The organism is Catenuloplanes indicus, from assembly GCF_030813715.1.
GTDB lineage: Bacteria > Actinomycetota > Actinomycetes > Mycobacteriales > Micromonosporaceae > Catenuloplanes > Catenuloplanes indicus.
Genome location: NZ_JAUSUZ010000001.1, coordinates 5,573,545 through 5,589,262 on the forward strand (window position 1 = coordinate 5,573,545; position 15,718 = coordinate 5,589,262).

At 72.0% G+C, this 15,718-nt stretch carries 10 protein-coding genes; 6 read left to right on the forward strand and 4 right to left on the reverse strand.

What is annotated here, in order from left to right:
- Positions 1 to 14 precede the first annotated feature (14 nt).
- From J2S42_RS25245 to J2S42_RS25260, 4 genes are all read left to right on the forward strand, one after another.
- Complete coding sequence (locus J2S42_RS25245; protein WP_307242918.1) at positions 15 to 1,028, forward strand: LacI family DNA-binding transcriptional regulator; 1,014 nt, start codon at positions 15 to 17, stop codon at positions 1,026 to 1,028.
- A gap of 151 nt (positions 1,029 to 1,179) precedes the next feature.
- Positions 1,180 to 2,625 (forward strand): glycoside hydrolase family 10 protein, encoded by a 1,446-nt coding sequence (locus J2S42_RS25250; RefSeq protein WP_307242920.1) that lies wholly within the window; start codon positions 1,180 to 1,182, stop codon positions 2,623 to 2,625.
- A 99-nt stretch (positions 2,626 to 2,724) separates the two neighbouring features.
- Positions 2,725 to 4,185 carry a glycoside hydrolase family 43 protein gene (locus J2S42_RS25255; protein WP_307249007.1) on the forward strand — a complete coding sequence of 487 codons (1,461 nt, stop codon included), beginning with the start codon at positions 2,725 to 2,727 and terminating at the stop codon, positions 4,183 to 4,185.
- A gap of 76 nt (positions 4,186 to 4,261) precedes the next feature.
- Entirely contained in the window at positions 4,262 to 5,491 is a 1,230-nt protein-coding gene (locus tag J2S42_RS25260; protein ID WP_307242922.1) for a GAF domain-containing sensor histidine kinase, read from the forward strand.
- 20 nt (positions 5,492 to 5,511) lie between these two features.
- Here J2S42_RS25260 and J2S42_RS25265 read toward each other — a convergent pair whose 3' ends face one another.
- The 3 genes from J2S42_RS25265 to J2S42_RS25275 all read right to left on the reverse strand — a co-directional run bounded on the left by J2S42_RS25265 (position 5,512) and on the right by J2S42_RS25275 (position 11,546).
- A complete protein-coding gene (locus J2S42_RS25265; RefSeq protein WP_307242924.1) occupies positions 5,512 to 7,731 on the reverse strand; it encodes a bifunctional polysaccharide deacetylase/glycosyltransferase family 2 protein in 2,220 nt (739 codons plus the stop codon).
- A 2-nt stretch (positions 7,732 to 7,733) separates the two neighbouring features.
- The gene (locus J2S42_RS25270) at positions 7,734 to 9,110 is read right to left on the reverse strand and encodes a hypothetical protein (protein WP_307242926.1); all 1,377 of its coding nucleotides are present in this window, start codon (positions 9,108 to 9,110) and stop codon (positions 7,734 to 7,736) included.
- 816 nt (positions 9,111 to 9,926) lie between these two features.
- The gene (locus J2S42_RS25275; protein WP_370879246.1) at positions 9,927 to 11,546 is read right to left on the reverse strand and encodes a dolichyl-phosphate-mannose--protein mannosyltransferase; all 1,620 of its coding nucleotides are present in this window, start codon (positions 11,544 to 11,546) and stop codon (positions 9,927 to 9,929) included.
- 86 nt (positions 11,547 to 11,632) lie between these two features.
- Here J2S42_RS25275 and rsmI point away from each other — a divergent pair, with 86 nt between their 5' ends.
- On the forward strand, positions 11,633 to 12,475 hold the full coding sequence (gene rsmI, locus J2S42_RS25280) for a 16S rRNA (cytidine(1402)-2'-O)-methyltransferase (protein WP_307242928.1): 843 nt from the start codon (positions 11,633 to 11,635) through the stop codon (positions 12,473 to 12,475).
- 16 nt (positions 12,476 to 12,491) lie between these two features.
- Here rsmI and J2S42_RS25285 read toward each other — a convergent pair whose 3' ends face one another.
- The gene (locus tag J2S42_RS25285) at positions 12,492 to 13,802 is read right to left on the reverse strand and encodes a hypothetical protein (protein WP_307242929.1); all 1,311 of its coding nucleotides are present in this window, start codon (positions 13,800 to 13,802) and stop codon (positions 12,492 to 12,494) included.
- Positions 13,803 to 13,918: 116 nt separating this feature from the next.
- On the opposite strand from J2S42_RS25285, the gene metG reads away from it, so the two are divergent.
- Entirely contained in the window at positions 13,919 to 15,715 is a 1,797-nt protein-coding gene (gene metG, locus J2S42_RS25290) for a methionine--tRNA ligase (RefSeq protein ID WP_307242931.1), read from the forward strand.
- The last annotated feature ends 3 nt before the right edge of the window (positions 15,716 to 15,718 follow it).

The window sequence follows — 15,718 nt, forward strand, 5'->3', positions numbered from 1 at the left end:
AGAGGGAGGCGTCCGTGACCGTCGGCGAGGGGCGCAGGGTCACCATCACCGCGATCGCGGCGGAGGCGGGCGTCTCGGTGCCGACCGTCTCGCGCGTGCTGAACGGGCGGTCCGACGTGTCGCCGCAGACCCGGGAGCGCGTCGAGGAACTGCTGCGCCAGCACGGTTACCGGCGCCGCGCCGCCCGCAGCCGGGTCTCCGCCAGCCTGATCGACCTGGTCTTCAACGATCTGGACAGCCCGTGGGCCGTCGAGATCATTCGCGGTGTGGAGGACGTGGCGCACGCGGCCGGCGTCGGCACCGTGGTCTCCGCGATCCACCAGCGCTCCACGTCCGCCCGGCAGTGGTTGCAGAACCTGCGGGCCCGCGCCACCGACGGCGTCATCTTCGTGGTCTCCGACCTGTCGCCGCCGCTGCTGGCCGAGCTGCGCCGGCTGAACATCCCGATGGTGGTGGTCGACCCGGCCGGCGTGCCCGCGATGGACATCCCGACGATCGGCGCGACGAACTGGGCGGGCGGCTTGAGCGCGACCGAGCACCTGCTGTCGCTCGGCCATCGGCGGATCGGCTTCATCGCCGGGCCGAAGCGGCTGCTCTGCTCGCGGGCCCGGCTGGACGGCTACCGCGCCGGGCTGGAGGCGGCCGGCATCGAGGTCGCGGACGAGCTGCTGTTCCAGGGCGACTTCTACCACGAGTCCGGCTTCGCCGGCGGCGCCGCGATGCTGGAGCTGGACGACCCGCCGACCGCGATCTTCGCGGCCAGCGACCAGATGGCGTTCGGGGTGTACGAGGCGGTCCGCCGGCGCGGGTTGCGCGTGCCGGACGACATCAGCGTGGTGGGTTTCGACGATCTTCCGGAGGCGCGGTGGGCCTCGCCGCCGCTCACCACGGTGCGTCAGCCGCTGGCCGAGATGGGGCTGCTGGCTGCGCGTACGGTGCTGCGGCTGGCCCAGGGCGAGGATATCGAGACGCCGCGCGTCGAGCTCGCCACCCACCTGGTGGTCCGGGACAGCACCGCGCCACTCTGATCGGTTTCCGGGACATTTCCGGTAAGAGATTGACGCTGGAGAGTGGGTCGGCCAATACTTGGGATCGCTCCCATCGATGTGACTCGAACTGAAACGGCGTCTCCACCGCCGTGCCCCGGGAGCGTTCCCCACCAGAGAGGACCGACTCCCGATGACCGACGACTCGAAGCGCCCGCCGAGACGTCGCCGCCGCCCGCTGCTCGCGGCCGCGGCCGTACTGCTCGCCTCCGGTGCCGCGATCGCCGTCCCGCAGCTCGCCGCCGCCGCCACCACGCTGCAGAGCCTGGCCGCGGCGAAGGGCAAGACGGTCGGCTTCGCGCTCACGTCGAGCTATCTGAACGAGTCCGCGTACAAGGACATCGCCGACACCGAGTTCAACCTGGTGGTGGCCGAGAACGCGATGAAGTGGTCGGAGACCGAGCCGTCCCGCAACCAGTTCACCTACGCCGCCGGTGACGCGGTCGCGGACTACGCGGCGTCGAGCGGCAAGCAGCTCTACGGGCACGCGCTGGTCTGGCATCAGCAGTACCCGGGCTGGGTGGACGGGATCAGCAGCGGCACCGACCTGCTCGCCGCGATGCGGAACCACATCGCGAACGTGGCCGGTCACTACGCCGGCCAGGTGGTCGCCTGGGACGTGGTGAACGAGGCGTTCGAGGACAACGGCTCCCGGCGCCAGTCGATCTTCCAGCAGCGGATCGGCAACTCGTACATCGAGGAGGCGTTCAGGGCCGCGCGCGCCGCGGACCCGGCCGCGAAGCTGTGCATCAACGACTACTCCACGGACGCGATCAACGCGAAGAGCACCGCGATCTACAACCTGGTGCAGGACTTCAAGGCCCGCGGCGTGCCGATCGACTGCGTCGGCTTCCAGGCGCACCTGATCCTCGGCCAGGTCCCGTCCGACCTTCAGGCGAACCTGCAGCGCTTCGCGAACCTGGGCGTGGACGTGCGGATCACCGAGCTGGACGTGCGCCTGCCGACGCCGGCCGACGCGTCCGAGCTGGCCACGCAGAAGAGCGACTACCAGAAGGTCTTCACGGCCTGCGCGAACGTCACGCGGTGCACCGGCGTGACGGTCTGGGGGATCACGGACCGGTACTCCTGGGTGCCGGACGTCTTCCCCGGCTACGGCGCCGCGCTGATCTGGGACGACAACTACGCGAAGAAGCCGGCCTACGACGGCGCGGCCGCGGGCTTCGGCGGCACGGTCGCCACGCCGACGCCGACCGGCACCACTGGCTCGCCGACGCCGAACCCGACCACGCCCGGCCCGGGTGGCGCCTGCGCGGTCACCTACGGCGTGAACCAGTGGAACACCGGCTTCACCGCGAACGTGACCGTGCGGAACACCGGCGCCGGCGTGATCAACGGCTGGACGCTGCGCTGGAACTACACGGCCGGTCAGACCGTGACGCAGTCGTGGAGCTCGTCGGTCACCCAGTCCGGCGCCGCGGTCACGGCCACGAACGCGGCCTGGAACGGCGCGATCGCGGCCGGCGGCAGCACGTCGTTCGGCTTCAACGGCACGCACGGCGGTACCAACCCGGCGCCCACCGCGTTCACCCTCAACGGGGCGGCCTGCGCGGTGTCCTGACGCCCAGTCAAGATCAAGACCATGGATTAAGCCGAGATCAAAGGGTACGGTCACGACCGTACCCTTTGATCGATCTTTGAGGTTTGTTGGGAGTTCGCCATCGGCGCTTTTCGGAACCCCGTCGTCTCCGGCTTCTTCCCCGACCCGAGCGTGTGCCGCGTCGGCCAGGACTACTATCTCGCGACGTCCAGCTTCGAGTACGTGCCCGGCGTGCCGATCCTGCACAGCCGCGACCTGGTGCACTGGCGGCAGATCGGCAACGCGCTCGGCGAGGAGCAGCTCGGATTCGGCCCGCGGGTGCCGGCGTCCGGCGGCGTCTACGCGCCCACGCTGCGTCACCACGACGGGCTGTTCTGGCTGATCACCACGAACCTCTCCGGCGGCGGCACGGTGATCGTGACCGCCACCGACCCGGCCGGCCCGTGGTCCGACCCGGTCCGGGTGCCCGGCATCACCGGCATCGACCCGGACCTCGCCTGGGACGCCGAGGGCAACTGCTGGTGCACGTTCGCCGGGATCAAACAGGCCCGGATCGACCCGAAGACCGGCGAGACGCTGGAGACGCCGCGGCGGATCTGGTCCGGCACGCCCGGCGTGCAGTTCCCGGAGGCGCCGCACCTCTACCGGATCGGCGAGTGGTGGTACCTGCTGATCGCGGAGGGCGGCACCGAGCGCGGGCACGGCGTCTCGATCGCCCGCGGCCCGCGCCCGGACGGCCCGTTCGAGCCGTGCCCGGCCAACCCGATCCTCACCCACCGCAGCACCGGCCGGCCGATCCAGAACACCGGCCACGGCGACCTGATCCGGGCGCACGACGGCACCTGGTGGCTGCTCTTCCTCGGCGTACGTCCGCGCGGCGGTGGCCCCGGGTATCACGTGCTCGGCCGGGAGACGTTCCTGGCGCCGGTGACCTGGGCGGACGGCTGGCCGGTGATCGGCGACGTGGCGCCGGTGACCGAGGGGCCGACGCTGCCCGCCGCGCCCTGGCCGGAGTCCGGCGACGAGGAGCGCGACGACTTCACCGGGCCGCGGCTGCACCCCCGGTGGATCCAGCCGCGCGTCGCGACGGCCCGGCTCGACGTCCGGGAGGGCTGGCTGACCGTGCCGGAGGGCGGATTCGCCGGCCGCCGCCAGACCCACCTGAGCTGCCGCGTGCAGACCCGGGCGGACGCGGAGCCGGGCGCGGCCGGCGGCCTGATGGTGCGGCTGGACGAGCGGCACTGGTACGGCGTGCACGTCGACGGCGACCAGGTCGTCGCGGAGGCCCGGATCGGCCCGCTGCGCCAGGTGCTCGGCATCCACCGCCGGCCGCCGGGCCCGGTGCTGCTGACCGTGGCGATCGACGCGGCTGGCCCGGACCCGGACTCGCCCACCGACTCGCCGGACCTGGTCCGGCTCGGGCTGGTCGCGGACGACGAGTTCGTCTCGCTGGCCGAGCTGGACGGCCGGTACCTGTCGACCGAGGTCGCGGGCGGCTTCACCGGCCGGGTGATCGGGCTGTCCGCGCTGCGCGGAACCGTGCACTTCGACTGGTTCAGCTACACCGGTTCGGACGCCTGAGTTCCGGTTCGGCCTGTTCTGCACCTTGCGGCTGATATCTCTGGCAGCGACCCGGAACAGCAGCGGAGGTGGCCGGATGGAAGCGGCAAAGCCGGAGAACGAGGCCGGACGGCTCGCCACGCTCCACGACCTGGAGGTGCTGGACACCGACCCGGAGCAGGAGTTCGACGACATCGTCAAGCTCGCGTCGCACGTCTGCGGCGTACCGATGTCGCTGGTCAGCCTGGTCGACGCGGACCGGCAGTGGTTCAAGGCCAAGGTCGGGCTGGAGGCCGACCAGACCTCGCGCGAGGTCTCGTTCTGCGCCCACGCCATCCTCGGCAAGGACCTGATGGTGGTGCCGGACGTGCACCAGGACCGGCGCTTCGCGGACAACCCGATGGTGGTCGGTGACCCGGGTGTGCGGTTCTACGCCGGTGCGCCGCTGGTCACCAGCGACGGCTTCGCGCTCGGCACGCTGTGCGTGGTCGACTCCGAGCCGCGCCGGCTCACCCTGGACCAACTGCAGGCGCTGCGCGCGCTGTCCCGTCAGGTCACGGCGCAGCTCGAACTCCGGCGGTACGCGAAGGCACTGAACCGGACCGTGGCCCGGTTGCAGGACATCGAGCGCCGCCGGGACGACTTCGCGAACCTGCTCGCCGGTGACCTGCGCGCGCCGCTGCACGAGTTCGGGGCGTACCTGGAGACGGTCAGCACCGACCGGGAGCCGGACCCGGTGCTGGCCGAGGCGCTGGTCCGGACCACCCGGCAGCACCTGGACCCGATGCGGCAGCTGGTCGCGCACCTGCTGGCGATGGCCGACCCGGAGAACGAGGGCTACGAGGCGCTGCACCTGCGCGAGGTCGACCTGACTCGGATCACCGAGCGCGCGGTGCAGGCGGTCCGGCCGATCGCGGCGACCAAGGAGATCTGGATCCTGCACGGGCAGGGACCGCCGCTGCCGATCTACGCGGACCCGGTACGGCTGGAGCAGGTCGTCATGCACCTGCTCTTCGCGACCGTGAAGTACACGTCTCCCGGCGGCCGGGTACGGGTGACCACCGAGGCCGAGGGCGGCCCGGCCGTCCGCCTGGACGACCTGGACCAGCCGGACACCGAGCGGCCCAGCCTGTTCACCCACCTGTACTACAGCGCGGTGGCGCAGCTGGACGACGGGCCGGACCGCGGGCTGGCGGTGGCGAAGCGGATCCTCGACGTGCATCACGCCACGCTCGCGCTCTCCGACCGGCCCGGCCAGGGCACCTCGCTGCGGGTGGTCTTCCCGCCGGTCCCGGCCGCGGCGGGGGCGCTGGAGGGGGCCCGGTAGCACCGGACCCCCTCCGTGACTCAGCCGACCGGGGTCCGGTCCCGGGGCGCGGTGCCGACCAGCGCGTCGCCGGTGCGCTGCAGCTTGTGCCAGCGCAGCCGGGCGCCGGTCAGCGCGGTCACCGCGGACTGGATCAACACCAGATACATCAGCTGCCGGTACGCGAACTGCTGCAACGGCAGCGTCCACAGCGGACGCATCGACTCCCGGTCCAGCCGGAACGCGACCATCGCGGTGACGATCTGCATGACCAGCATCGCGAACCAGGCGATCAGGGTCTCGGTGCGGCCCAGGAACAGCAGGCCGTACAGCGTCAGCAGGTCGATCACCGGCGCCAGCAGTGGCAGCGTGACGCCGAACAGCGCCAGGACGGGCAGCCCGACCCGGCCGAACCGGCCGGACGGCCCGGACTCGACCAGCGCCTTGCGGTGCTTCCACATGGCCTGCATGGTGCCGTACGACCAGCGGTAACGCTGCTTCCACAACTGACCGAGCCGGGACGGCGCCTCGGTCCAGGCGCGCGCGTTCTCCTCGTAGACCACGTGCCAGCCGTTGCGCAGGAACGCCATGGTCACGTCGGTGTCCTCGGCCAGCGTCTCGTCGCTCATCCCACCGGCCTGCTGCAACGCCTGCCGGCGGAACGCGCCGATCGCGCCCGGCACGGTCGGCATGCAGCGCAGCGTCTCGTAGAGCCGGCGGTCCAGGTTGAAGCCGATCACGTACTCGATGTGCTGCCAGCGCGCCACCAGGCTGTTCCGGTTGCCGACCTTCACGTTGCCGGCCACCGCGCCCACGGTCGGGTCCGCGAACGGTTGCACCAGCCGCCGGATCGAGTCCGGTTCGAAGATCGTGTCGCCGTCCACCATCACGATCAGATCGTGGCTGGCGAACGCGACGCCGGTGTTCAGCGCGTTCGGCTTGCCGCCGTTCGGGATCCGGACCACCCGCACGTTCGGCAGGCCCAGCCCTTCGGCGAGCGCCGCGGTCTCGTCGCTGGAGCCGTCGTCGACCACCACCACCTCGATGTGCGGGTAGTCGCCACCGGCCAGTGACCGGACGGCCGCCTCGATGCCCTCCTTCTCGTTGTAGGCCGGGACGATCACCGAGACCGGCGCCGTCACCTCCGGCCCCCAGCGGAAGCCCTTCGCCCGCCGCTTCCGGGCGTGCCGCCCGGCCAGGAGCAGCATCAGCAGGGTACGGATCAGCGTCAGCGCACCGGCGATCACGAACAACACGCCGAGTGCGCCGACCGTGGTGTCCGCGATCCGGATCGCCCACACCAGCGCGGCGCCGCGCCAGATCTCGCCGTCCGAGGCCGCCTGCTCGGTCCGCGCGGTCGCGTTGCCGGCCGGTGCCGCGGACTCCATCGCCTGGGTCAGGCCCTGCGAGACGGTCACGAACCGGTAGCCGCGCTCCTTCATCATCGGGACGAAGCGGTCCAGCGCGGCGACGGTCTGCGCGCGGTCACCACCGGCGTCGTGGAACAGGATGATCGCGCCCTGCGTCCCCTCCGGCGTGGAGTTCGTGATGATCTGGTCGACGCCCGGCCGCGCCCAGTCCTTGCTGTCCGTGTCGTTGAGCACCGGCAGGTAGCCGAGGTCGCCCGCCTCCCGGTAGAGCGGCCAGTTCTCGTCGTCGATCGCGTACGCGTGGGACGAGTACGGGAAGCGGATCAGCGACGTCTTCACGCCGGTCGCGCTGGCGATCGCCATCTGCGTCTGCGAGTACTCGACGCGCCGCTGCCAGCCCGCCATCTGCGTCAGGTCCGGGTGGGTGAACGTGTGCACGCCCAGCTCGTGCCCCTCCCGCGCGACCTGGCGAACCAGGTCCGGGTGCCGCGCCGCGCCGCTGCCGACCACGAAGAACGTGGCGTCCACGTCGTGCTCGGCAAGCGTGCGCAGCACCTTCGGCGTCCACCACGGGTCCGGGCCGTCGTCGAACGTCAGCGCGATGGTCTTCTCCGGCAGCCGGTACGACTGGGTGCCACCCCGCGCGGTGTTGATGATCGGTCCGCCCTCGACGATCTCCGCCGGGACGGCGCCCTGTTCGCCGGAGCTCTCGTGCAGCCCGTCCGGGGAGAGCGCCGCGCCGGCGTACGCGCGGACCATGAGCACGCTGACCAGCAGCACCAGCAGCGTGGTGGCGACCAGCAGGCGCGGGCGCGGGACGATACGGCGAGCGGTCGTGGCGCGGGCGTGCCGCCGGGGCGGTGGGGCGGCGTCCGAGCGGGGCGGCGTCACTATCACGTGTCGATCTCCGGGCTCTCGTCGTCGGTCTCGTCGGCCTGGCTGCCGTCGCTGTCGCCGTCGTTGTCGTCCTCGCTCTCCGCGACGACGGCCTGGAGCGGCACGGCCGGCCGGGCCTCGTCGACGGGTGCGACCGGGACGGCCGGGAAGCTCTCCGGCGCGGGCGCGGGTGCGCTCGGCGGCTGCGGGGCGACATAGGGCGGCTCGGGCTGCGGGTCCGGCGCGGGGAGTGCGCTGCCGCCGCCTGTTCCGCCGGTCGCCGGTGGCTCCTCGACGGGCGATACGACGCCGGCACCGGGGCCGCCGCTGCCGTTTCCGCCGGTGCCGGTGCCGGTCCCGCCCGTTCCGTCGGCGCCGCCGTTGTTCCCGCCGGTCGCGGTGCCGCCGCCGGTCCCCCCGCTGCCGGTGTTTGCGCTACCCGACCCGGTACCGGTGCCGTTTCCGGCGTTACCGCCGTTGCCGGTGGCCGTGCCGCCACCGGCCGTACCGCCGCCGGTGTTGCCGTTTGTGGAGTTGCCGCCGGCCGTACCGCCGGTGTTGCCGTTGCTGGTGCCGCCGGCCTCCTCGCGCGGGCCCCCACCGCCGGCGCCGACGCCTACGCCACCGCCGACGCCACCGCCCTCGTTCGGTGCGGACGGGGTGGGCGTGACCGGCGAGCCGCTCGGTGTCGGCGTGCCGGTCGCCTCCGGCACCCGGCTCGGCGTCGGCGTCACCTTCGCCGACTCCAGCGGCCGTGGTGACGTGGTCCGGGCCGGCGTCGGTGCCACGCCCAGCCCGGCGCCGCCGGACCGGGCCGGGGCCGGCGGCTGCTGTTGCGGCAGTGCGTCCGGGGCCGGGAACGGGTACGCCGGGTACGGGTTCACCGGCTCGCGCTGCGGTTCGGCGGACCGGATCGGCTCCGGCGCGGACGGTGACGGCTCCGGCTTGACGATGCCGGGGACCACGTTCTCCAGTACCTCGGGGAACGGCAGCAGCGCGCGCGGGCTGACCGGGCCGCCGGCCAGGCTGACGCCGACCATGCCGGTGTAGACCAGCGAGAGCGCGCCGACCACGACCGCGAGGCTGCGCAGCCGCCGCCGGCGACGGCCGGTCGTGTCCACGAAGACCGGACCGGCCGACGGCGCGTTGACCGGCAGCACCGTGGTGGCGAGCGTGTCGTCGTCGATGGAATCCGCCGGCAGATCCAGAGAATAGGCCTTCGTGTATCCGAGTTCGATGTGCGCGGTTTCCGCGTGGGCCATTCCGGCCAGCGGAAGATCACTCTCCTCGTGGTGGAGCGTGTGGTCGGGCCCCAGGTCCGCGGAGGCGGTGCGGGTGTCGTCGAGGCCGCTCGGCGTGCTCGACCGGTCAGTGGGGGGATCGTGCTGAGTCACTCCCCGAGATTAGGAAAAGCACAGATGAGAAAGCCTCTCCACTCACTCGCCCGGATGATGGCCGATCGCTTGAAGGAACGGTACGAAAAACCGATGATGGCATTAGTGACGCCCTCGATGAATTTGCCTGTGGCGATTTCTTAAGCGATTGACGTGGCATGTTGCGGCGGCTCGGAAAAGGTTACGGCGGGCCGTGCGACCCTTCGCTGTCCGCAACGCGACTGAGGGAAAAGTCAGCAGACATCCGGTTTGCCGGGCGGGCGGAAGATCCACAGTGTCCCGGACCGGGAGTTGCTGTCCGAAATGTCCGCAAAAATACATTAGTGGCAAATGACGGATTTGGAGCGCGCGATCTGTTCACCCTCCACCCGTTGTGCCGGTGATCCCGGATGGTTAACATCTGTGGTGCGCGCTCCTATCGCCCGCTTCCCCCGTGGCAGGCGATCGGAGCGCGCCCTTTTTTGTGTCCCGGAACGGTCGCCTCCCTGAAAATCCTTACGGTTCGCATTGTCGGCCGATCGGGGGTCGTTCGCCGCGGCGATCAACCGTTGTGCGGCGTTCTGTCGTTTCCTATTCACCACGGTTGACACCCCGGTGCCCGGAAAGCACGCTGATCAGCGTCGGCGGCCGGTAACGGGGGGCGCTCTGCGTCTCACGGCGGGGCCCCGGTCCGCGCCATCGGCCGGGACGGGAGCGCAGGGCGTGCGGCACAGCCGGCACAAAGATCTGGGGCCCGTCCGGATCGGACGGGCCCCAGATCGAACGCGGTCGCGCTGAAGACCGGCGGTCGCGGCGGATCAGCGGTCGCGCCGCGGGTCAGATCCAGCGGCTGCCCAGCCACATACGGGCCGACCAGTCGGAGTACGGGATCGACTCACCCACGAAGACCGGGTAGAAGTACCAGAAGCAGACCGCCACCAGGATCACGTAGACGCCGAGCACCACGGCGCCGATCTTGCGGCGCTCCAGCACCGCCTCCGGGTCCAGGCGCTGGGCGGTGAACGTGGGCGTCATGATCGCGCCGAGCACGTAGACCACGGCCAGTACGAAGAACGGCACCGCCGGCAGGATGTAGAACGAGAACATCGTCCGGCCCTCGGCCACCGCGTAGTAGAACCACGGCAGGAAGCTGCCCAGCACGCCCAGCAGGATGAACAGCGCCCGCCAGTCCCGCCGCGCGATGCCGAACCAGATCAGCGCGAGCACGGCCGGGACGAACGACCACCACAGCACCGGCGTGCCGAGCAGCAGCACCTCGGCCGCGCACTGCGACGCGTCGCACGGCAGGTCGCTGCTCCAGAAGAACGCGACCGGCCGGCCCAGCAGCAGCCACTGCCACGGCCACGACTGGTACGGGTGCTTCGTCACCAGCTGGTTGTGGAAGCCGTACGCCTCGTCGTGGTAGTGCCACAGGTTGACCAGCGCGCCGATCACCGGCGGTTCGGCGCGGCCGCTGTCCGCCAGCCAGTGCCGGAAGTAGCCGTCGTCGGTGACCAGCCAGCCGGTCCAGGTGGTCAGGTAGACCGCGAAGATGATCACGGCGGCGATCAGGCTCCAGCCCAGCGCGTACGGGATCGACTTCAGATAACCCCAGCGGATCCCGGCGGTACGCTGTGCGCCGCCCTCCCAGAGCCACACCAGCAGGAAGAACACCGGCAGGACGGAGAGCGCGCTCCACTTCACGCCGAGCGCGCAGCCGAGCATCAGCGCCGCGACCAGCCGCCACCACGGCACGCCGCCCGGGAACGCGAACACCACCCGGCCGGCCGGCTGCACCGTGCCCCGCTCGATCGCGCGCAGCCAGTACCGCCGGCGGTGGTCCCGGTCCAGCACCAGCGCGGCGAACGCGGCCAGGATGAAGAACTGCAGGAAGATGTCGAGCAGCGCGGTCCGCGACATCACCACGTGGAACCCGTCCAGCGCGAGCAGCAGACCGGCGGTGCAGCCCAGGATCACGGAGCCGAACAGGCGGATCGCCAGCCGGGTCAGGATCAGCACGGACAGGATGCCGGCCACCGCGGCGGAGATCCGCCAGCCGAACTCGTTGTTACCGAAGACCGCCTGGCCGAGCGCGATCAGCCACTTGCCGAGCGGCGGATGCACCACGTACGCCGGGCCGTTGGTCTCCTCGTTCCACTCGATGCCGCGGGACAGCATGTCGTAGGCGTCGGTCGCGTAGTAGACCTCGTCGAAGATCAGGCCCTTCGGCGTCGCGAGCCCGACCAGCCGGACCAGCGCGGCGATCGCCACCACGAAGCCGGTGGCCGCCCACGAGTAGCCGTCGAACCGCCGATCCCACGGGACCAGGCGCCGCCGCACGATCGCGGGGACGCCGCCGTCACCCGTTTGGGCAGGTGAGGTGGCCTTCGCGGGAGCGTCGGGGTCGATCGCCGGGTCCGCGAGGCCTTCTGTCTGCGCTGTTGCCGCCGAGGTCACCGGTCGATCGTAGGCTGCATGGGCGGTGGAGGGGGCAACCCGCCCCCACTTCCGATCGATGGTCGACGGGATTTCGAGGTGAGCTTGTGGCTGACGGCGGACGGCTGATCCTGCTGGGTGCGCCGCTGGGCAACGTCGGGGACGCGTCCGCGCGGCTCCGCGAGGTGCTGGCGTCGGCCGACGTGGTGGCGGCGGAGGACACCCGGCGGCTGGCCCGGCTCGCCCGGGACCTGGACGTGACCGTGGCCGGCCGGGTGGTGTCCTACTTCGAGGGGAACGAGGAGCGGCGTACCCCGGAGCTGGTCGAGGCGCTGCGCGACGGCGCCGTGGTGGCGATCGTGACGGACGGCGGCATGCCCAGCGTGTCCGACCCCGGCTACCGGCTGGTCCGGGCCGCGCTGGACGCGGAGATCCCGGTGACGGCCGCGCCCGGGCCGAGCGCGGTGACCACCGCGCTGGCGCTCTCCGGTCTGCCGAGCGACCGGTTCTGCTTCGAGGGCTTCCTGCCGCGCTCGGGGTCGGCACGCCGGTCCCGGCTGCGCGAACTCGCGGCCGAGCCGCGCACGCTGGTGTTCTTCGAGGCGCCGCACCGGATCTCCGGCACGCTCGCGGACCTGGCGGCGGTCTTCGGCGCGGACCGGGCGGCCGCGGTCTGCCGCGAGCTGACCAAGACCTATGAGGAGGTACGCCGCGGCGCGCTCGGCACGCTGGCCGGCTGGGCCGCGGAGTCCGGGCCGCGCGGCGAGATCACGGTGGTGGTGGCCGGTGCGGTGCCGACCGCCGGGGACCGCCCGTCCGACGAGCGGCTCCGGGCCGAGGTGGCGGAGGAGGAAGCGACCGGCGTGTCCCGCCGGGACGCGGTGACCGCCGTGGCCGCGCTGCACGGCCTGCGCCGCCGCGAGGTCTACAACCTGGTCACCGGCGGCTGAGCGGAGCGGCCGGGCCTCACCAGGCGGCGATCAGGAAGCCGAGGAGCAGCGCCAGCGGCGCGCCGAGGCTGATCATGACCGCGCGGGTACGGGACCGGCGCGTCTCCAGCCGGGTCGCGCCGGTCGCCCGGACGATGCCGAGCCCGCAGAGGAGGACCAGCGCCAGGCCGAGCGACCAGCGCAGGTGCAGGCCGAGACCGTGGAAGCTGGCGTGGGCCCGGCCGGCCCCCTCGTCCACCATCCGCGCGGGCAGCCGGGTGCCCGCGGCGCGGCTGCCGCCGGGCACGCCGAGCAGGGCGACGTCCTCCGCGGTGAAGTGCGCGCTGACGAACGTGCCCGTGCAGCGCTGCGCCAGCGTCGGCCCGGAGCAGTGGCTGACGGTCGCGGTGCCGGGCGTGCCGTGGCCGACGGCCAGCCAGAGCGGTTCGGCGCTGACCCAGGCGAAGAACGCGGTGAGCAGCGCCAGCAGCACCAGCAGCGGCAGGCCGGTGGCCGGGTTGCGCGGCAGCCGGGCCCCGGTGCGCCGCGGTGCGGCCTCCACGGTGGACGGCCGGCCCATGCGCATCCCGGGCGACGGCCATGCGGCGTCGGCGCCGGACCGGCCGGCGGACGGGGACAGCCAGGTGGCGCGCTCGCGCGGCGCGGCGACCGCGGCGCGCTCCGGCGCGGGTGGGACCACCGGCCCGGACGGCGCGGTGCCGACGGCCGCGGTTCGGGCTTCGGCGTGCTCGGGACCCGCGGGTTCGGCGTGCACCGGTTCCGGGGGTGCGATGCGTACCGGCTCGCCGCGGTGTGCCGTGGGCGCGGGGAAGACCGGGCGGCCGGCGGACGGCTGCGCCGGTGCGGGCGGCGCGGCGTCCGCACCGCCCGACCCGGCCACGACCTCGAAACCGGCCTGGCTCTCGCTACCGAGCGCCGCGTCCGCGCTGGACAGCGGACCGGTACCGGCGGCTTCCGGCTCGCCGGACCCGGCGGTTCCGGCGGTTCCGGCGGGCTCGCCGGTTCCGGCGGGCTCGGCGGGCTCGCCGGTGGCGGTGGGCTCCGCGGTGGCGGCTGATGCGCCGGCCTCGATGGATGCGGCGGGCTCGGCCGGGCCGGCCGGCGGGGGAGTGGTCTCGTCGTCCGGGCGGCCGTGCCGGGGGCGCCGGACCATGGTCAGGTCCTCGGTCGGGCGCGTGCTCGTGTTGCCGGTGGCCGGGCGGTGCAGCGGGAGCGGGACGGTGTGCCGGACCTCCGCGGCCGGTGCCTTCGGCGTGACGGGGGTGGCCGCATCGCGTACCGGCGAAGGGTTCGGGGGTTGATCGTGGTTCTGGCTACCCGTCACCATCACATTTGACTACGGATAGTGGCCAAATGAGTGCATATCGTGTGGTGTGTTGCGCGCCGGAGTGGCGGGTCAATAGGTTCGCGGCGTTCCCGGGTGGGTCACTACAGTTGACTGTCATGAGTCACGTTCTCGCGGCGGTTGCCTGGCCATATGCCAACGGCCCGCGCCACATCGGTCACGTTTCCGGCTTCGGAGTGCCCTCCGACGTCTTCAGCCGGTACATGCGGATGGCCGGTCACGACGTGCTCATGGTGTCCGGCACGGACGAGCACGGCACGCCGATCCAGGTCCAGGCGGACAAGGAGGGTGTCACGCCGCGTGAGCTCGCCGACCGGTACAACCGGGTGATCGTGGAGGACCTGCACGGCCTCGGCCTCTCCTACGACCTGTTCACCCGGACCACCACGCGCAACCACTACGCGGTGGTGCAGGAGCTCTTCGAAGGGCTGTACGCGAACGGGTACATCGTCGCGAAGACCACGCTCGGTGCGATCTCCCCGTCCACCGGGCGCACGCTGCCGGACCGCTACATCGAGGGCACCTGCCCGATCTGCGGGTACGACAGCGCGCGCGGCGACCAGTGCGACAACTGCGGCAACCAGCTCGACCCGTCCGACCTGATCGACCCGAAGTCGAAGATCAACGGTGAGACGCCGAAGTTCGTCGAGACCGAGCACTTCTTCCTCGACCTGCCCGGCTTCGTGTCCGCGCTCAATTCCTGGCTGGACACCCGCGAGGGCTGGCGGCCGAACGTGTTGCGCTTCTCCAAGAACCTGGTCGACGACCTGCAGCCGCGCGCGATCACCCGCGACCTGGAGTGGGGCGTGCCGATCCCGCTCGCGGACTGGAAGGACCGCACCGACAAGCGGATCTACGTCTGGTTCGACGCGGTGATCGGCTATCTCTCCGCGTCGGTGGAGTGGGCGCGACGCACCGGCGACCCGGAGGCGTGGCGCCGCTGGTGGTCCGCGGACGGCGAGGGCAAGGACGCGGCCGCGTACTACTTCATGGGCAAGGACAACATCGTCTTCCACTCGGTGATCTGGCCGGCGCTGCTGCTCGGCTACTCCGGCGAGGGTGACCGCGGCGGTGAGCCTGGCCCGCGCGGCCGGCTGAACCTGCCGACCGAGGTGGTCTCCAGCGAGTACCTCACCATGGAGGGGAAGAAGTTCTCCTCGTCCCGGGCCGTGGTCATCTACGTGCGGGACTTCCTGGAGCGGTACGACGCGGACGCGCTGCGCTACTTCATCGCGGCGGCCGGGCCGGAGAGCAACGACACCGACTTCACCTGGGCCGAGTTCCTCCGCCGCAACAACGACGAGCTGGTCGCGGGCTGGGGCAACCTGGTCAACCGGTCGATCTCGATGGCGGCGAAGAACTTCGGCGAGATCCCGGCGCTGGCCGATCCGACGCCGGAGGACCAGGCGCTGCTGGCGACGGTCCGGGCGGGTTTCCAGTCGGTCGGCGAGCTGATCGGCAAGCACCGGCAGAAGGCGGCGATCGGCGAGGCGATGCGGATCGTGGCGGAGGTCAACAAGTACCTCTCCGACCAGGCGCCGTGGAAGCTGAAGGCGGCGGAGGAGAAGCCGCGGCAGGGCACGATCCTGCACGTGGCGCTGCAGGCGGTGAGCGACTGCAACCGGCTGCTCACGCCGTTCCTGCCGCATTCCGCGCAGAAGATCCACGAGCTGCTCGGCGGCACCGGTGTGCACGCGCCGCAGCCGCGGATCGAGGAGGTCGATGACCTGGACGGCGGTCCGTCGTACCCGATCCTGACCGGCGACTACACGGCCGGTGCGAAGTGGGAGCCGGCCGACGTGGTCGCGGGCACGCCGCTGGCCGCGCCGAAGCCGGTGTTCCGCAAGCTCGACCCGTCCGTCGTCGAGGAGGAGCTGGCCCGCCTCGGCGGCTGAGGC

Coding starts and splice junctions, on each gene's coding strand:
- J2S42_RS25250 (WP_307242920.1), top strand. CDS start 1,180: ATGACCGACGACTCGAAGCGCCCGCCGAGACGTCGCCGCCGCCCGCTG.
- J2S42_RS25260 (WP_307242922.1), top strand. CDS start 4,262: ATGGAAGCGGCAAAGCCGGAGAACGAGGCCGGACGGCTCGCCACGCTC.
- J2S42_RS25285 (WP_307242929.1), bottom strand. CDS start 13,802: ATGGTGACGGGTAGCCAGAACCACGATCAACCCCCGAACCCTTCGCCG.
- metG (WP_307242931.1), top strand. CDS start 13,919: ATGAGTCACGTTCTCGCGGCGGTTGCCTGGCCATATGCCAACGGCCCG.